This is a genomic window from Ectothiorhodospira shaposhnikovii (assembly GCF_022227765.1).
Taxonomy (GTDB): domain Bacteria; phylum Pseudomonadota; class Gammaproteobacteria; order Ectothiorhodospirales; family Ectothiorhodospiraceae; genus Ectothiorhodospira.
The window spans coordinates 36,991-53,470 of record NZ_JAJMLZ010000003.1 but is presented as its reverse complement, the minus strand read 5'-3'; the positions used below and the strand labels follow the sequence as shown (position 1 = coordinate 53,470).

14 protein-coding genes are annotated in these 16,480 nt (G+C 62.6%); 9 read left to right on the top strand and 5 right to left on the bottom strand.

What is annotated here, in order from left to right; all coding sequences use genetic code 11:
• Positions 1-4 precede the first annotated feature (4 nt).
• The gene (locus tag LQD11_RS05160; RefSeq protein ID WP_238616569.1) at positions 5-1,180 is read right to left on the bottom strand and encodes an MFS transporter; all 1,176 of its coding nucleotides are present in this window, start codon (positions 1,178-1,180) and stop codon (positions 5-7) included.
• A gap of 360 nt (positions 1,181-1,540) precedes the next feature.
• On the opposite strand from LQD11_RS05160, the gene LQD11_RS05155 reads away from it, so the two are divergent.
• From LQD11_RS05155 to mfd, 9 genes are all read left to right on the top strand, one after another.
• A complete protein-coding gene (locus tag LQD11_RS05155; RefSeq protein ID WP_238616568.1) occupies positions 1,541-2,338 on the top strand; it encodes a TOBE domain-containing protein in 798 nt (265 codons plus the stop codon).
• Between the two features lie 24 nt (positions 2,339-2,362).
• Complete coding sequence (modA, locus tag LQD11_RS05150) at positions 2,363-3,124, top strand: molybdate ABC transporter substrate-binding protein (RefSeq protein ID WP_200175534.1); 762 nt, start codon at positions 2,363-2,365, stop codon at positions 3,122-3,124.
• 81 nt (positions 3,125-3,205) lie between these two features.
• Entirely contained in the window at positions 3,206-3,904 is a 699-nt protein-coding gene (gene modB / locus LQD11_RS05145; protein ID WP_200175542.1) for a molybdate ABC transporter permease subunit, read from the top strand.
• A complete protein-coding gene (gene modC, locus LQD11_RS05140) occupies positions 3,901-4,968 on the top strand; it encodes a molybdenum ABC transporter ATP-binding protein (protein WP_238616567.1) in 1,068 nt (355 codons plus the stop codon). Before modB ends, modC begins: the two co-directional genes overlap by 4 nt.
• A gap of 96 nt (positions 4,969-5,064) precedes the next feature.
• The gene (locus tag LQD11_RS05135) at positions 5,065-6,048 is read left to right on the top strand and encodes an arsenic resistance protein (protein WP_238616566.1); all 984 of its coding nucleotides are present in this window, start codon (positions 5,065-5,067) and stop codon (positions 6,046-6,048) included.
• 372 nt (positions 6,049-6,420) lie between these two features.
• Positions 6,421-6,831 (top strand): hypothetical protein, encoded by a 411-nt coding sequence (locus LQD11_RS05130; protein ID WP_008932188.1) that lies wholly within the window; start codon positions 6,421-6,423, stop codon positions 6,829-6,831.
• A 56-nt stretch (positions 6,832-6,887) separates the two neighbouring features.
• Positions 6,888-7,763, top strand: a complete 876-nt coding sequence (locus tag LQD11_RS05125) for a carbon-nitrogen hydrolase (protein WP_238616565.1) — start codon at positions 6,888-6,890, stop codon at positions 7,761-7,763.
• Positions 7,764-7,871: 108 nt separating this feature from the next.
• On the top strand, positions 7,872-8,078 hold the full coding sequence (locus LQD11_RS05120; RefSeq protein ID WP_238616564.1) for a YgaP family membrane protein: 207 nt from the start codon (positions 7,872-7,874) through the stop codon (positions 8,076-8,078).
• A 110-nt stretch (positions 8,079-8,188) separates the two neighbouring features.
• The gene (gene mfd / locus LQD11_RS05115) at positions 8,189-11,665 is read left to right on the top strand and encodes a transcription-repair coupling factor (protein ID WP_238616563.1); all 3,477 of its coding nucleotides are present in this window, start codon (positions 8,189-8,191) and stop codon (positions 11,663-11,665) included.
• An 18-nt stretch (positions 11,666-11,683) separates the two neighbouring features.
• On the opposite strand, the gene LQD11_RS05110 is transcribed toward mfd, so the two are convergent.
• From LQD11_RS05110 to pufM, 4 genes are all read right to left on the bottom strand, one after another.
• Complete coding sequence (locus LQD11_RS05110; protein WP_276315665.1) at positions 11,684-13,096, bottom strand: mannose-1-phosphate guanylyltransferase/mannose-6-phosphate isomerase; 1,413 nt, start codon at positions 13,094-13,096, stop codon at positions 11,684-11,686.
• Between the two features lie 46 nt (positions 13,097-13,142).
• Entirely contained in the window at positions 13,143-14,195 is a 1,053-nt protein-coding gene (locus tag LQD11_RS05105) for an AI-2E family transporter (RefSeq protein WP_238616561.1), read from the bottom strand.
• A gap of 192 nt (positions 14,196-14,387) precedes the next feature.
• The gene (gene pufC, locus LQD11_RS05100; RefSeq protein ID WP_238616560.1) at positions 14,388-15,485 is read right to left on the bottom strand and encodes a photosynthetic reaction center cytochrome PufC; all 1,098 of its coding nucleotides are present in this window, start codon (positions 15,483-15,485) and stop codon (positions 14,388-14,390) included.
• A gap of 5 nt (positions 15,486-15,490) precedes the next feature.
• On the bottom strand, positions 15,491-16,468 hold the full coding sequence (pufM, locus tag LQD11_RS05095; protein ID WP_238616559.1) for a photosynthetic reaction center subunit M: 978 nt from the start codon (positions 16,466-16,468) through the stop codon (positions 15,491-15,493).
• Positions 16,469-16,480: the final 12 nt, after the last annotated feature.

Genomic DNA, 16,480 nt, shown 5'->3' with positions numbered 1-16,480 from the left:
GATGCTACTTCTTCTTCAAGCCCCGCATCGCCCACAGGCCCAGTAAGGGTCCCGGCAGCAGCCACAGAAGGACCCAGGCACCTTGCAATTCCCACAACAGGCTGGTCAGCCAGATGGCGGGCACCGTCAGGGCAAAGCCGATGGCATTCATCACCGCCAGCGATGAACCCACCAGCTCCTGCGGGGCATTGGCTGCCGCCAGGGCGGAGAATTGTGGCGAATCGGCAATCACGGCCACCCCCCACAGGGCCAGCAGGATCAGCAATAAACCGGCGGGTGCCCAGGTCAGGAAAGGATAGGCCAGACACAGGGCGCCGGACATCGCCAGGGCGCGACGGGCCACCCACTCACTCCCCCGGTAACGACTGATCACACCGCCGCCCACACACCCCGCAAACCCCAGGGCAATGATGGCGAACGCCAGCCAGGGTATCCAGGCATCCGCGGCACCCAGACGGCCAATCTCCCGCCCCACCAGCAACGGCACCAGCATCCAGAAGGCATAGAGCTCCCAGCAATGACCGAAATACCCCCCGGCCACGGCACGAAAACGCGGGATCTTCAGCCCTGAAAGTCCCTGGCGCAGCGGGATCTTACCTCCGGCCTTGGGCAGGTGGGGGCCATCGCCCAGCAGCAGCACCAGTCCCCCGCCCAGCAGCGCCAGCATCGAGGCCCCCAGCAGGGGCCATTGCCAGGGTATGCCCAGCGTCATCCCCTGCATCAGGTGCGGTAGTGCCGTGCCCAGGGTCAGCATGCCCACCAGCCAGGACAGCGCCACCCCCGCGTGCCGTGGCACCCAGGAGATGATCAATTTCATCCCCAGAGGATAAATCCCGGCCAGGCAAAGACCGGTCAGAAACCGCAGCAACAGATCAAAGGGCGGCTGGGCGGCCACCAGCAGGAAGGCACCATTGACCAGCGCACCGCACAGACAGGCCACGGCGAAGATGACACTGGCGTGAAAGCGATCCGCCAAGCCGGTGGCCGCCATGGTCAACGTGCCGACGATGAATCCGAGCTGCACGGTCAGGGTCAGATACCCCAGATCCGCATTCGACAGACCCAGGTCCGGGGCCATCGACCACCACACACCATTGATGCTGAACCATAAGGATGTGCCGCAAAGCTGGGCCAGCACGATGACGGTCAGGGGATGACGGCGCAGGAAGGCAGGGATCATGGGTCTTTTCCGGGCTCCATAACGTGCTCACATCCATTTGCAGGACCACATATACTGACAAGGAATATAAATAAATCAATCCACGTTCATGACGCCATTATCCCAGACACCCCGCCCGCCGGGCCGATCCCGGGAAACGTAGGATTTCAGACAACGGGCTCACCCTCCCCTTTCTCCTGTCGCAAACCCCACCCTCAGACCATGGAGATTTAATAACAAATCCTTTAAAACCAGACATTTAAAAGCACCAATCTGGCTGGCCTAAAAAATGCTGAGTTAGAGCACAGCGACCCCGTGAGTTGTGTTTCGACATTCGCTATATACAGAAATACATAACGAACCTTAGACCAGGAAAACCCCATGCAACCGGAAATCGACGGGCAGTTCTGGTTCAAGCTGCACGGCCAGACCTTCCTTGGCGGCGCCCGCATCCAGTTGCTGGAGCAGATCGCCGCCACCGGCTCCATCTCCGCCGCGGCCCGGGCCATCGGCATGAGCTACAAGGCGGCCTGGGACGCCATCGACGCCATGAACAATCTGGCGGACAAACCTCTGCTGCTGCGGCAGGCGGGAGGAAAGCACGGCGGCGGCACCCGACTGACCGCCCACGGCGAACAGGTGATTGCGCAGTACCGGGCCGCCGAACAGGCGTATCAGCAATTTCTGCAGCAAATGGCCCGGTCCACGGGCGAATTAGGCGATGTCTGGACACTGATGAGGAAACTATCCATGCGCACAACGGCAAGAAACCACTACCAGGGCAAGATCTCCCGCGTCACGCAGGGCGCGGTCAACGACGAGATTACCGTGGATATCGGCCATGGGCTGGAGATCCACGCCGTGGTCACCCATGAGGCCGGCCTGGAACTGGGGCTGCAGGTGGGCCGGGAAGTCCATGCACTGATCAAGTCTTCCTTCGTGATTCTGAGCGAAGTGGTCGATGCGCTGCGCTTTTCCGCCCGTAACCGCCTCCAGGGCATTGTCAGCCACATCGAAGCCGGCCCCGTGAACGCGGAGGTCAAGCTGGACCTGGGCCATGGCCGGGTCCTCACCGCCGTCGTCACCCGGGAGGCCCTGGACGAAGGCTGGCTCACCCAGGGATCTCGGGCCTGTGCCCTGATCAAGGCGCCCCACGTCATCCTGGCCGTCAATGACTGAACCCACCCTGCTGGAGGCTCAAACATGAAACCCAGACACGTCATCCTGTTTCTATTCTTGCTGTTCACCAGCATCACGACCGCTTCCGCCGCTGAACTTCGGGCCGCCGTAGCCGCCAACTTCCTGGGCACCCTGCAGACCCTCACCGCCGCCTACGAGGCCGAAACCGGCCATAAGATCAATCTCAGCGCCGGAGCATCCGGTGCCTTGTACGCCCAGGTGGTCAACGGCGCCCCCTTTGATCTGTTCTTCTCCGCGGATACCCTGCGCGCCGAAACACTGGTCGCGGATGGACTGGCCCTGGAAGATTCCCGGTTCACCTACGCCGTGGGCGTACCCGTGCTGTGGTCCAGCCGGGAAGGTTACCTCAATGACCCGGAAACACTACTGCGCTCCGGAAGCTACCGTTTCCTCAGCATTGCCGATCCGCGCAACGCCCCTTACGGCGTGGCCGCTCGGCAGATTCTCACCGGCATGGGCATCTGGGAAAGCCTGGACAGGGCGGGCCGTCTGGTACGCGCCCAGTCCATCGGACAGGCCTACTCGCAGATTGCCTCCGGCGCGGCGGAACTGGGGTTTGTGGCCCTGGCCCAGGTCAAGGCTGACGATGGCACCATTCCTGGGTCCCACTGGATTCCACCGGCGGAGTGGTTTGACCCCATCGAACAGCAGGCGGTGATTCTCAAGCGGGCCGTCGACATGGAAGTGGCCCGGGATTTTATGGCCTGGATCCGCAGCCCGGAAGCCGTGCGGGTCATTGAGGCCGCAGGCTACAGCATACCCTGACCCATCGCCGGCCCAATACCCGGCGGCATTGTTCCGGGTATCGGGCCGGGTTTTGACTGCCCATTGGACATTCCCAGGCCCATGATGCCCATTTCACTCTCCCCCCAAGACACCATGGCCCTATGGGTCACTTTCAAGCTGGCGGTCATCAGCACCACCATATTACTGGTACTGTGCGCACCGGCGGCATGGTGGCTTGCACATACCCGGTGGCGGGGCAAGGTGGTTGTGGAGGCCCTGGTCACCCTGCCACTGGTCCTGCCTCCCACCGTGCTCGGGTTCTATCTTCTGCTCCTGCTGGGTCCCCGAGGCTGGGTGGGCGGCACGCTGGAATCCATGGGGTTCAACCACCTGGCCTTCAGTTTCACCGGCCTGGTGATCGGCTCCATGATCTATTCCCTGCCCTTTGTCATGCAGCCGCTGACCAACGCGTTTCAGGCAACCGGGACGCGGGTGCTGGAGGTAGCCGCTACCTTGCGGGCATCGCCGCTGGATCGATTCTTCACCATCGTGGCGCCATTGGCCCGACGGGGATTTCTCACCGCCGCGGTGCTTTCCTTCGCCCACACCCTGGGTGAATTCGGGGTCATCATCATGGTGGGCGGCAATATCCCCGGCCAGACCCAGGTGGCCTCCATTGCCATTTACGATCATGTGGAAGCCATGGATTATCAGTCGGCCCATGCCCTGGCCCTGATCCTGGTGATACTGTCCTTCTCACTGCTGCTGGCAGTCTATGGATTGAACAGGAAATTCAAGGTGGTGGGGGTGGGATCATGAGCATTCAGGCTAGGTTCCGTCTGGAACGGGGTGACTTCACCCTGGATGTGGAGCTTCAGATCCCCGGAAAAGGCGTCACCGCGCTGTTCGGTCGCTCCGGTTCCGGCAAGACCACCATCCTTCGTTGCCTGGCTGGCCTGGAGCGCATTGAAGATGCCCGCCTGCAATTCAACGGCGATCTCTGGCAGGATGCGACATTCTTTCTTCCGGTGCATCAACGCCCCCTGGGCTATGTGTTTCAGGAGGCCAGCCTGTTCCCTCACCTCAACGCAAGGAACAACCTGCTGTACGGGTTCAAACGCATTCCCGCCGGGGAACGGCGTGTGAAACTGGATGACGTGGTGACCCTGCTGGGCCTGGAAACCTTGCTGGACCGCTATCCGGACGCCCTTTCCGGTGGACAGCGCCAGCGGGTGGCCATCGGCCGCGCCCTGCTCACCAGCCCGCAACTGTTACTGATGGACGAGCCCATGGCCTCCCTGGACGTGGCCAGCAAGGGGGAGATCCTGCCCTATCTGGAACGACTGAGGGATGAGCTGTCCATACCGGTGGTCTACGTCAGCCACTCCATCGAGGAAGTGGCACGGCTGGCGGACCACATGGTGTTGCTGGAGGCGGGACGCGCCCTGGCCCAGGGGCCGTTGCAGACTCTGCTGACCCGCACCGACCTGCCCCTGGCCCACAGCGAACAGGCCTCGGCGGTCATCGAAGGCACCGTGGCCGTCCACCACGCACCCGATCACCTGACGGAGTTGGCCTTTGCCGGCGGCAGTCTGCTGATCTCCCATCAGGAGCGGGCCGTCGGCACTCCCCTGAGGGCACGCATTCTCGCCCGAGATGTATCCGTGGCCCTGACCCGGCCCGATGCCAGCAGCGTACTCAACGCCCTTCAGGTCCGGATCAGTGACATCAGTGATGATCCCCAGCCCGGACATGTGATCCTGACTCTGGATGCCGGTGGCCAGACCCTGCTCGCCCGTATCAGCCTGCGTTCCTGCCGGCAGCTCGCGCTGGCAAAGGGTCAGACCGTCTGGGCCATGGTCAAGGGCGTGGCGGTGACTTGAACCTGCAAGTCGAACCAACCGACGGGATTCCGGCAAGTTCCGGCACCCCGTGATCGATTCAGGGCATCCGCCCGGTCAATCAAAGAGAGGTGTCACTTGAACCGTCAGGCCCTGGAACGCCATCAGGTCTTCGTCTACCTTGCCGCCATTCTTACAGGCCTCATGCTCGGCACCGCCCTGCCGGCAGCCGGAGCGGTGCTGGAACCTCTGCTGTGGCCCGTATTGGGCCTGCTGCTGTACGCCACCTTCACCCTGGTGCCGCTGAACCGCCTGCGGGATGCCTTCCGGGACGGCCGGTTTCTGGCCGCGGCCGTGCTGGGCAACTTTGTGCTCATCCCCCTGCTGGCCTGGACATTGATGCTGCTGGCCCCCGAGGACCCCGCCGTGCGCCTGGGGATACTCCTGGTGCTGCTGGTCCCCTGCACGGACTGGTTCATCACCTTCACTCAGCTGGGCGGGGGTGACACACGGCGGGCCATCGCCTTTTCTCCCGTCAGCCTGCTGCTTCAGATCCTCCTGCTGCCCATCTACCTGTGGTTCCTGTTTCCCGGTGACCTGAGCCTTGCCCTGGCCCGGGACGAGATGCTGCTGGCGTTTTTCGGTCTGATCATCGTGCCGTTGCTGCTGGCACTGGGCACCGAGCACTGGGCCGCAAGGTCCGACAGGCCCAGAAGGCTCGTGAACAGGCTGGGGGACCTGCCGGTGCCGCTGCTGGCAGTGGTGGTGTTCATCGTGGCGACCTCCCAGGTCCATCTGGTGGTGGGCGCCCTCCCCCTGCTGCTGCATCTGCTGCTGATTTTCACCCTGTTCCTGCTCGCGGCGGGATGGCTGGCCTGGGCAATGAGCAGGCTGTTCCGATTACCCCCGGAACAGGGCCGGGTCCTGGCTTTCAGCTTCGGGACCCGTAACTCTTTCGTGGTATTGCCGCTGGCCCTGGCGCTGCCGGCTTCCCTTGAGGTGGCCGTGGTGGTGATCGTGTTCCAGAGTCTGGTGGAACTGCTGGGGATGGCCGTCTTCCTGTGGTGGGTTCCCAAACGCCTGTTTCGCGATGAGGGAAACAATATGGGCAATCCGGCATGATTCGGTTATGGTGCAGGCCTGTTTTGCAAAGATTTGATCTCTGATCAAGGTGTCCAGGTCCGGCCTCTGAACGCTTTTTGCTCCGGTTGATCCAATGTGTGTGTATGGCACTGTATGGATCGGCCCGTGGCGGTTGTCAGCCGGCATCGGAATCGACCAATATCTTGGCCCCGTCACTTTCCTGCGAAAAACGGGTGCCGGAATGATCGGCGGGTGGGTGGATTCCCGGGCCGCACCTGCCGTCACTCCCGCGAAAGCGGGAGGGCCCGTGACTGGATTCCCGCTTGCGCGGGAATGACGGTTTTGAGGCGGGAATGACGATTTTCATGCCGAAATAGTTTGCTCAGAACATCCTTGAGGTATTTCACTCCGATGAACACCCCGGTCAAACGCCCCTGGTACCGCTCACGTCAGCCCAGCTACCGGATCGCCGCCGTCGGTGTGCTGCTGCTGATGGCCGGCAGCCTCGGCATTCATCTGGCCCTGGGCCATCTGGAGGGGATCTTCCGACAGCTGGTGGTGCTGTTCTCCGCTCCCGGCCTGCCCATGGGCTGGTGGTTCATCACCATGTCCACCTGGAATGCGGGACGGGTAAAGAAACTCATCATCCAGGGCAGTACGGGCATCGCCTTTCTGGTGCTGGGGGCATGGATCTTCTTCGGTCCCTACCGGGGCGCCATGCTGATGAGTCTGCTCATGCTCTGCCTGGCCTGCTTCCACTTTTACCTGGCGACCCGCAGGGGGCCGCCCGCACCGGACCGGCACTCCCTGCGTTCCAGTTGAAACGGGCTTTGCCTTTCCTTCATTCCACGACCATTGAACCGACCCAGAACCTCATCATGCGCATCGCACTGATCCAGCATTCCAACACGGAAGATACCCGGTCCAACCTGGACAAAAGCCTGCGGGGCATCCGCGAGGCCGCCGCCCAAGGGGCCGAACTCATCATCCTGCAGGAACTGCACACCGGCCTGTATTTCTGCCAGACGGAGGATACCGAGCTGTTCAACCTGGCCGAGCCGATTCCCGGTCCCAGCACCCAGGCCCTGTCCGAGGTGGCGGCGGAACTGGGGGTGGTGATCGTCGGCTCTCTGTTCGAGCGGCGTGCCCCCGGCCTGTACCACAACACTGCGGTAGTACTGGATAGCGACGGGCGCCTGGCCGGGGTCTATCGCAAGATGCATATCCCGGACGATCCCGGCTATTACGAGAAGTTCTACTTCACGCCGGGGGATCTGGGTTTCGAGCCGGTGGACACCCGAGTGGGATGCCTGGGCGTGCTGGTGTGCTGGGATCAGTGGTTCCCGGAAGCGGCACGGCTGATGGCCCTGGCCGGGGCGGAACTGCTGATCTACCCCACTGCCATCGGCTGGGACCCCAACGACACGGCCGATGAACAGGCCCGTCAGCGGGAGGCCTGGATCACCGTGCAGCGCGCCCATGCGGTGGCCAACGGCATCCCGGTGGCGGCCTGCAACCGGGTAGGGTTTGAGGCGGATCCGTCCGGGGTCACCGCCGGCAGTCAATTCTGGGGATCCAGCTTCGTCTGCGGCCCCCAGGGAGAATTCCTGGCCCAGGCCTCGGACAGCCAGGAACAGGTACTGGTGGTGGATATCGACAAGGCCCGCAGCGAGGCGGTACGGCGAATCTGGCCGTATCTGCGGGACCGACGGATCGATGCCTATGGGGATCTTCTGAAACGTTACAGGGACTAATCCCGTAATCAAAGGAGAATGAATCCCAAAAACCCTGCCCCTAGTCAATCAGAATAACCCTGTAACCGCTATGATTTAAGCTGTTATCCAACCCGAGGAGCACACCGCATGAATCTGGAAGAACTGAAGAATATGGGTTCCACTGATCGCATGATCCGCATCGTGGTCGGCCTGGGGCTGATTGCCCTCGTCTTTGTCGGCCCTCAGACCCCCTGGGGCTGGCTGGGTCTGATCCCGCTGGCCAGCGCCCTCATGAGCTGGTGCCCTGCCTACACCCTGCTCAACATCAGAACCGACGACAAGGAATCCTCCTGAGCCGTCACTGCCCCGCCATTGGCGGGGCAGTTCTTCCCCGCCTGCCGACACCCCCTGCCCATCCGGGTATAATCTGCGCTCGTCAATGAAGCCGCCGGGCCGCAGTCAGGATGGATCAGTCAAAGACCTTCACCCCCCTCAATCCCCCCGCCCTGCCCCATGAAAACCAAAGTGCCCACTGGGGGCAGCTGTATGGCGCCGCCCTGGGCTTGGCCGTGGCCGCCGCCCTGGAACGGCACCGGGGCCTGAGTGTCGTGGTCACTCCCGATACCCAGACTGCCGAGCGCCTGGAGCTGGAACTGGGCTTTTTCCTGGGCGACACCCGGGACATCCTCGCCCTCCCGGACTGGGAAACCCTGCCCTACGATGTCTTTTCTCCCCATGAGGACATCGTCTCCCGGCGCCTGGAAACCCTGTTCCGGTTGCCCTCCCTCCGGCACGGCGCCCTGATCATCCCGGTGACCACCCTGATGCAGCGGCTGGCACCCAAGGCTTGGTTGCAGTCCCAGTGTCTGCTCCTGTCCCAGGGAGAACGCATCGACCGGGATCAGCTCCGAAGCGGCTTTGAAGAGGCGGGTTACCGGCATGTGAACCAAGTGATGGAGCATGGTGAATATACGGTCCGGGGTGCCCTGCTGGACGTGTTTCCCATGGGCAGCGAGGTGCCTTATCGCATCGACCTGATGGATGACGAGATCGAGTCCATCCGCACCTTCGACCCGGAAACCCAGCGCTCCCGGGACACGGTCATGCAGGTGCGTCTCTTGCCCGCCCATGAGTTCCCTCTCAACGAAGCCGGCATCAAGGGTTTTCGCCAACGCTATCGCACCCTCATTGAAGGCGACCCCCAGGCCAGCCTGATCTATCGGGAGGTCAGCCAGGGGGCCGCCCCGGCGGGGATCGAATACTACCTGCCCCTGTTCTTCGACCACACCGAGACCCTGTTCGACTACCTGCCCGACAATACCCTGTTCATCCAGGCAGGCGACACGGACACGGCGGCCCGGGGCTTTGCCGATCAGGTGGCCCATCGCCATGAGCAACGTCGCCATGACCGGGAACGCCCCCTGCTCCCCCCCGACAGCCTGTTCCTGGACCCGGAAACCCTGTCCCGGCAATGGGCACGGGGCCGGCATCTGCAGATCCAGGCCATGGCACTGCCCGATACCGGCGCGGGCCTGTGCAACATGGAAACCGCAGCCCTGCCCGACCTGCGGATTCATCCCCGCCAGAACGAGCCCGCCCAGGGCCTGCAACGGTTTCTGGAGGGTTTTAGCGGACGCGTCCTGTTCACCGCCGAATCCGCCGGACGACGGGAAGTGCTGCTGGACACCCTGCGCCCCTTCGGCATTCTGCCCACCCCGGTGGATTCCTGGCAGGCCTTCCTTGCCGCGGAGCAGCCCCTGTGCATGACCGTGGCGCCGCTGGATGACGGCCTGTATCTGCCCCAGTCCGGTCTGGCCATCCTGACCGAATCCAGCCTGTTCGGCCGGCGGGTCCGCCAGGAACGGCGCCGTCATCGCCCCACCCGGGACGCGGATGCGGTCATCCGCAATCTGACGGACCTGCACCCCGGCGCACCCGTGGTCCATGAGGACAACGGCGTGGGCCGTTATCTGGGCCTGCAGAAACTCACCGTCGGCGGCCAGGAAACCGAGTTTCTCACCCTGGAATATGCCGGCGGTGACAAGCTGTATGTACCCGTCTCCTCCCTGCACCTGATCAGCCGTTACACCGGTTCCGATCCGGAGCATGCCCCGCTGCACAAGCTGGGTACGGATACCTGGGCCAAAGCCCGCCGCAAGGCGGCGGAAAAGGCCCGGGACGTGGCGGCGGAACTATTGGACATCTATGCCCGGCGGGCCGCCCGCAAGGGGCACGCCTACCAGCCCCATGGCGATGAGTACGCGGCCTTTGCCGCCGCCTTCCCGTTCGAGGAAACCCCGGACCAGTTGTCCGCCATCGAGGCCGTGCTGGCGGACATGGCGTCCGAGCGCCCCATGGACCGGGTGGTCTGCGGTGACGTGGGCTTCGGCAAGACCGAGGTGGCCATGCGTGCCGCCTTCGTTGCGGTCCAGGACGGCAAGCAGGTGGCGGTGCTGGTACCCACCACCCTACTGGCCCAGCAGCACGACCAGAATTTCCGCGACCGTTTCGCCGACTGGCCCATCCGCATCGAGTCCATGTCCCGGTTCCGTTCCCAGAAACAGCAGCAAGCGGTGATGGAAGGCCTGGAAGACGGGCGCGTGGATATCGTCATCGGCACCCACAAGCTGATCCAAGGCAATCTCAAGTTCAAGAACCTGGGGCTGGTGATCATCGACGAGGAACAGCGTTTCGGGGTGCGACACAAGGAGCGGCTCAAGGCCCTGCGGGCCGAGGTGGACATGCTCACACTCACCGCCACCCCCATCCCACGCACCCTCAATATGGCCCTGTCGGGACTCAGGGATCTGTCCATCATCGCCACCCCGCCGGAAGAACGACTGGCCATCAAGACCTTCGTCAGCCAGCGCAACGATGCCCTGATCCAGGAGGCCTGCCTACGCGAGATCCGGCGCGGCGGTCAGGTCTACTACCTGCACAACCAGGTGGACACCATTGACAAGGCCGCCCGCGAACTGGCGGAACTGCTCCCTTCCGCCAGCATCGGCATCGCCCATGGACAGATGCGGGAGAAGGAACTGGAACAGGTGATGCTCGACTTCTACCACCGGCGCTATAACATCCTGGTGTGTACCACCATCATCGAGACCGGCATCGACGTGCCCACGGCCAACACCATCATCATGGACCGTGCGGACAAGCTGGGGCTGTCCCAGCTGCACCAGCTCAGGGGCCGTGTCGGGCGCAGTCACCACCGGGCCTATGCCTATCTCATCACACCCCCCCCCTCCGGCATGACACCGGATGCCGTCAAGCGCCTGGAAGCCATCGAATCCCTGGAAGACCTGGGCGTGGGCTTCACCCTGGCCAGCCATGACCTGGAAATCCGGGGAGCGGGGGAACTGCTGGGTGATGAACAGAGCGGCCAGATCCAGGAAATCGGCTTCACCCTCTACAACGAACTGCTGGAACGGGCGGTGAAGGCCCTCAAGGAAGGCAAGGTCCCGGACCTGGAAACCTCGACCGGCGACACCACCGAGGTGGACCTGGGTCTGCCGGCCCTGCTGCCGGACGATTACGTGCCGGATGTCCACGGCCGCCTGATCCTCTACAAGCGGTTGGCCAGCTGCCGGGACGAGGCACAGCTACGGGAAATGGAAGTGGAAATGATCGACCGCTTCGGGCTGTTCCCGCCCCAGGCAAAAAACCTGGTGGAGGCCACCCGGCTCAAGCTCAAACTGCAGCCGCTGGGGGTGCGCAAGCTGGAACTGGGTCCCCAGGGCGGACGAGTGCTCTTTCATCCGGACCCGGCCGTGGATCCCGCCGACGTCATCCGCCTGATCCAGTCCAATCCCCAGGGTTATCGGCTCGACGGCCCCGACAAGCTCAGGTTCTTCGAGCCGATGGAAACCCTGGAACAGCGGGTGCAGGCGGTGCTGAGACTGGTGAACGCACTGAACCCGAAGCAGGATGCCGCCTGAGGCGGCGCCCTCGCCGACTCAACTGCGACCGTAGGTGTCCTGGAAGCGGACGATGTCATCCTCCCCCAGGTAGCTTCCCGACTGCACCTCGATCAGCTCCAGGGGAATCCTGCCCGGGTTCTCCAGGCGATGGGTGACACCCAGGGGGATGAAGGTGGACTGGTTCTCCGTGAGCACGAACACCTCCTCCCCCCGGGTGATCCGCGCCGTGCCCCGCACCACGATCCAGTGCTCGGCCCGGTGATAATGCATCTGCAGCGACAGGGTCTGTCCCGGCTTGACCGTGATGCGCTTGACCTGAAAACGATCCGAGGCATCAATGCGCTCATAGGTGCCCCAGGGCCGAGCCACGCAGCGGTGAATATCCGCCTCTTCACGACCACGGGACTTGAGCCGCGCCACCACTTCCTTGACTTCCTGATCGCGGTCCTTGTGCATCACCAACACTGCGTCCGCCGTTTCCACGATCACCAGGTCTTCCACGCCCACGGCGGCCACCAGACGCTGATTGCCGTGGACATAGCAATTCCTGGCCCCCACGGTGATGACGTCTCCTTGGGCCAGATTGCCGTCGGCATCCCTCTCCCCCACCGCCCACAGGGAGGCCCAGGAACCCACGTCGCTCCAGCCGGCCCGCAGCGGCACCACCACGGCCCGCCCGGTCTTTTCCATCACCGCATAGTCGATGGAATCGCCGCGGCAGGCGGCAAAGGCGTCCCGGTCAACCCGCAGGAAGTCCATGTCCGCCCGGGCGGATTCCAGTGCCTTGCGGCAGGCGACAAGAATGTCCGGTGCGTGAGTCTCCAGTTCCTGCAAAAACACCGAGGCCCGGAATACGAACATGCCGCTGTTCCAGAAATAGTCGCCGCCGGCAAGATAACCTTCCGCCGTCTGCTGATCCGGTTTTTCCACGAATTCCAGCACCGGCAAGGCCCCCTCCTCTTCCGTCCCGATACCGGCACGGATATAGCCATAGCCGGTATGGGGCTCGGTGGGGACAATGCCGAAGGTGACCAGATCGCCGGTTTCCGCCCTCACACGGGCCGTCGACAACGCACGGCGAAAGGCTTCCACATCCGCGATCACATGATCCGCCGGCATCACCAGCAACACAGGGTCCGCACCGTCCTGCACCTGTTCCAACGCGGCCAGCGCCACCGCCGGTGCCGTGTTGCGTCCCATGGGCTCCAGAATGATCCGTGCCGGTTGCACCCCCATGGCGCGCAGTTGTTCGGCGACCAGAAAGCGGTGATCCTCGTTGCAGACCACCACCGGCCGGCCCAGATCATCCCCCTGGGGCAGACGCTCCAGGGTCGCCTGCAGCAGGGTTCTTTGCGGTTCAGCCAAGGGCAGAAACTGCTTGGGAAAAAGCTGGCGCGACATGGGCCAGAGCCGCGTACCCGCACCGCCTGAAAGTATCAAGGGAATCAAATCCGGATCTCCTGAAAAGCATGTCCCGAGCCGGCCACGGACGTGGCTAGCTCCCTCTGGGCCGATCACTCATGAGGATACCAATCCAGCGCGTGTCCGGCTTGGACTCCAATGCCAGCTTGGCAATCATGGTCAGGGGAATGGATAACAACATGCCCACCGGCCCGAATACCCATCCCCAGACCAACAAGGATACCAGCACCACCAGTGGTGACAGACCCAGGGTACGCCCCATGAACTTGGGTTCGAGTATGCTGCCGATGCCCACGTTGACCACCACATAGAGGATCAGAACCAGCACCGCCTCCGTCATCCCCATGCCCAGCAGGGCAATCAGCACCGCCGGGGCCGCGGCAATGATCGAGCCTATGGTCGGGATGAAATTGAGCAGTCCCGCCAGGATTCCCCAGAGAATGGCGAAGTCGACACCGATGAGGCTCAGCCCGATACCCACCAGCAGACCGGTAGCCACACTGGCACCGGTCTTGATGGCAAGGTAATGATAGACCGAGCGCAAAAAGCGCCGCATTCTCACCCTGGCACGCCGACGCCCCGGGAAGGCCGCATTGAGCTTGGCCGCCAGAACCCGCTCTTCCATCAGCAGGAACATGAAGGCCAGCAGCACCAGAAAGGTACTGGCCGTGAATTGCCCCACTCCCCCGGCGATGGCCCTGGCTGCATTGGTGATGGTTGCGGTAGCAGGCAAGGCCGGTTTTTCCGGTAGCAGATCCTCCGGCAGGCCGCGGGCCTCGGCCATCGCCCGCAGATGCTCCAGCCAGCCTGTCAGGCGTGTCTGGTATAGCGGGGCCTGGACGGCAAGGCTTTCCGCCGCATCCCTGAGCGCGAGAAACAACAGAAAGAAGGTAAAGCCCACGACGGAGAACAGGATAAGAACCGCCAGCGCCCCCGGCACGCCACGACGCTGCATCCAGGTCAAGGGAGGGGCGCAGATGATGGCCAGGAAAGCCGCCATCAAGAACGGGGTAAGAATATGGCTGACCGTCTTGAGCCCCCCCAGCACGATCACCATTGCAGCGGCACCCAGCAGCCAATGCCAGGTGGTGAAGCCATCAATCCCGAACCCTCGATTTCCGACCACTGCTGTTCCTCTCAAGGCCCATGGGCCACCAAGCGTCAAGGCTACCAGAGCGGAAAACCGCTTCAAGCCGCTAGCAACATACACAAAGCCATGACGCCTTGCACCCATTTCCGCGCAAACGAAACAGGGGACCCGAAGGTCCCCTGTTCACCCGGTTCCATCCGGGTCATTCAGCCGAGAGGTACGAAGAACTTACCCTTCGACAGCCTCCGCATCTGCGTCACCGGCAGTTTCAGCAGCAGCGCTGGTGGTAGCCGCGGGCTGAGCGCCGCGGTGGTTCACCCGGTTCAGTTCCGGATAATCCTTCAGCATCTGTGCACGATCCAGCGGCAACTGCAGACCGTTGTGGCAGGTGGCGCAGTTGGTCTTGGGCGCGTCACCCGTGGGACCCAGACGGTAATCCGGATACTCGGGCTGCAGCGGATTCAGGTACTGATTGTTCAGTGCCCGAACCATCTCGATGCCGTGCCATGCCGTCACACGCTGCGGAGGGCTGGTCTGCCATTCCGGGAAGTTGTTCGTGTTGTGGCAGGTGGTGCAGTTGGCACCCAGGGCCACCGAGAAGTGGATCATGAGACCATGCACCCACTCGGCGTCCACCAGGTTGTACGGATTGTCACCCATCGGCAACGAGGTCCGCGGCGTCACGCGAATGTTCTTCGGCTCATCACCCTGCAGGAAGGGCGTGAAGACATCATTCGGCAGCGAGGCGGAAGCCACGTTGGTACCGGCCAAGTTCTGACCCATACGGCTGGCGGCAAAGCCACCGGCCTGCTTGAAGCCCGGGTCCTCATACCAGATATTTTCCGGCACCGGATTGCCCATGTGACAGGTGTAGCAGGTCACACCGGTCTCACCCACGTGGGCGGTCCATTCCTGGTTGATGGTGTAGGTCATCTCCAGCATGCGCCGGGAGACAATCTTCGTGTAGACATTTTCGTCGGCGAAGTTGCCCGGCGTATGGCAGTAGTTACAACCTTCCTCCGGTGCCACCCATGCGGTGATGGCGTTCATCAGACGGTTGAACTCGGAGATGTTCAGGTCACCCAGCACCTTCACGTTCTCGTAGATGTCACCGGCACGGGGACCGGCGGCAGCCGCGGGACGCTCAGGCTCCGGAATTTCCATGCCGCTACGCTTCATGGCTTCCAGATGGCGCTTGGTTACCTGCTCCATACCCAGACCGCGATAACCGGTCTGTTCGGTTTCGATCCCGATCGGCAGTTCGCAGCCGGTCATCAGGAGTGCGGCACCGGCAAGGGCCGCCACTGTCGTCGTTTTACGCGTCATCGTTTTCATTGAGACATCCCTTGAAGCATGGCCGGATCTTCGACGTTCGGATGTACGATCGGATAGGACGGCGCCACGCCGTGATCGATCGCCCACAGATACCAATTGTCGACTACCGTGCCAGTGAGCAGAATGCCAATGCCGCCGGTGATCGGTACGAGAACCGCGAACCACCAGCCCCAGCGATGGATGGATTCCATGGTGGCGTTGAAGCCCATGGTCCAGCGCCAGAACAGCATTGCTCTGTCGGAAGCGGTACCACGGTCGGTGATCTGCTCAAGTTCGCGCTCACCGCCATAACGACCCACAGCCAGCACCGTTGCACCATGCATGGCAAACAGAACAGCAGAACCATACAGGAAGGCAATGCAGAGCATGTGGAACGGGTTGTAGTACAGGTTGCCGTACTTCAGAGAGAATGCCGTGGTCCAGTCAAGATGCGGGAAGATACCGAACGGCACTGCTTCGGACCAGTCACCCATCAGGATCGGACGGAAGAAGCCAAGGCTCAGATACAGGAAGATTGCCGCGGCAAAGGCCCACGCCACATGGGTACCCATGTTCAGCGCACGCGCACGACGATACATCCGCACCCACCACAGCAGGATGGAAGTGGTCAGGAAGAAACCTGCCATCAACCACCAACCGCCCTCGGCCAGCGGAGGAATACCCAGGCCGTACTGAGCCTGAGGCGGCTCCAGTCCCAGCCAGAACAGCTGACGGAAGAACTGGATGACGTCCCAGTTGACCTGGGCCAAGAAGTTGAAACCGATGATCAGGATTGCCATCAAACCAAACAGGATGGATGCCAATCCGGTCCAGCCCAGGTAGATCGGCCCGATCTGGGCGTTACCTAGTTTACCGGCCCAATAGAACAGCAGCGGTTTCCCGATGCGTTCGCGATCACCATTCGGCAGGGGTACGCCAGCCTCAGGCTCTGCCTGGACCTGCACCCGGTTAAATATGTTCTGGTATTCGGCCATTGTGGTCCCCTT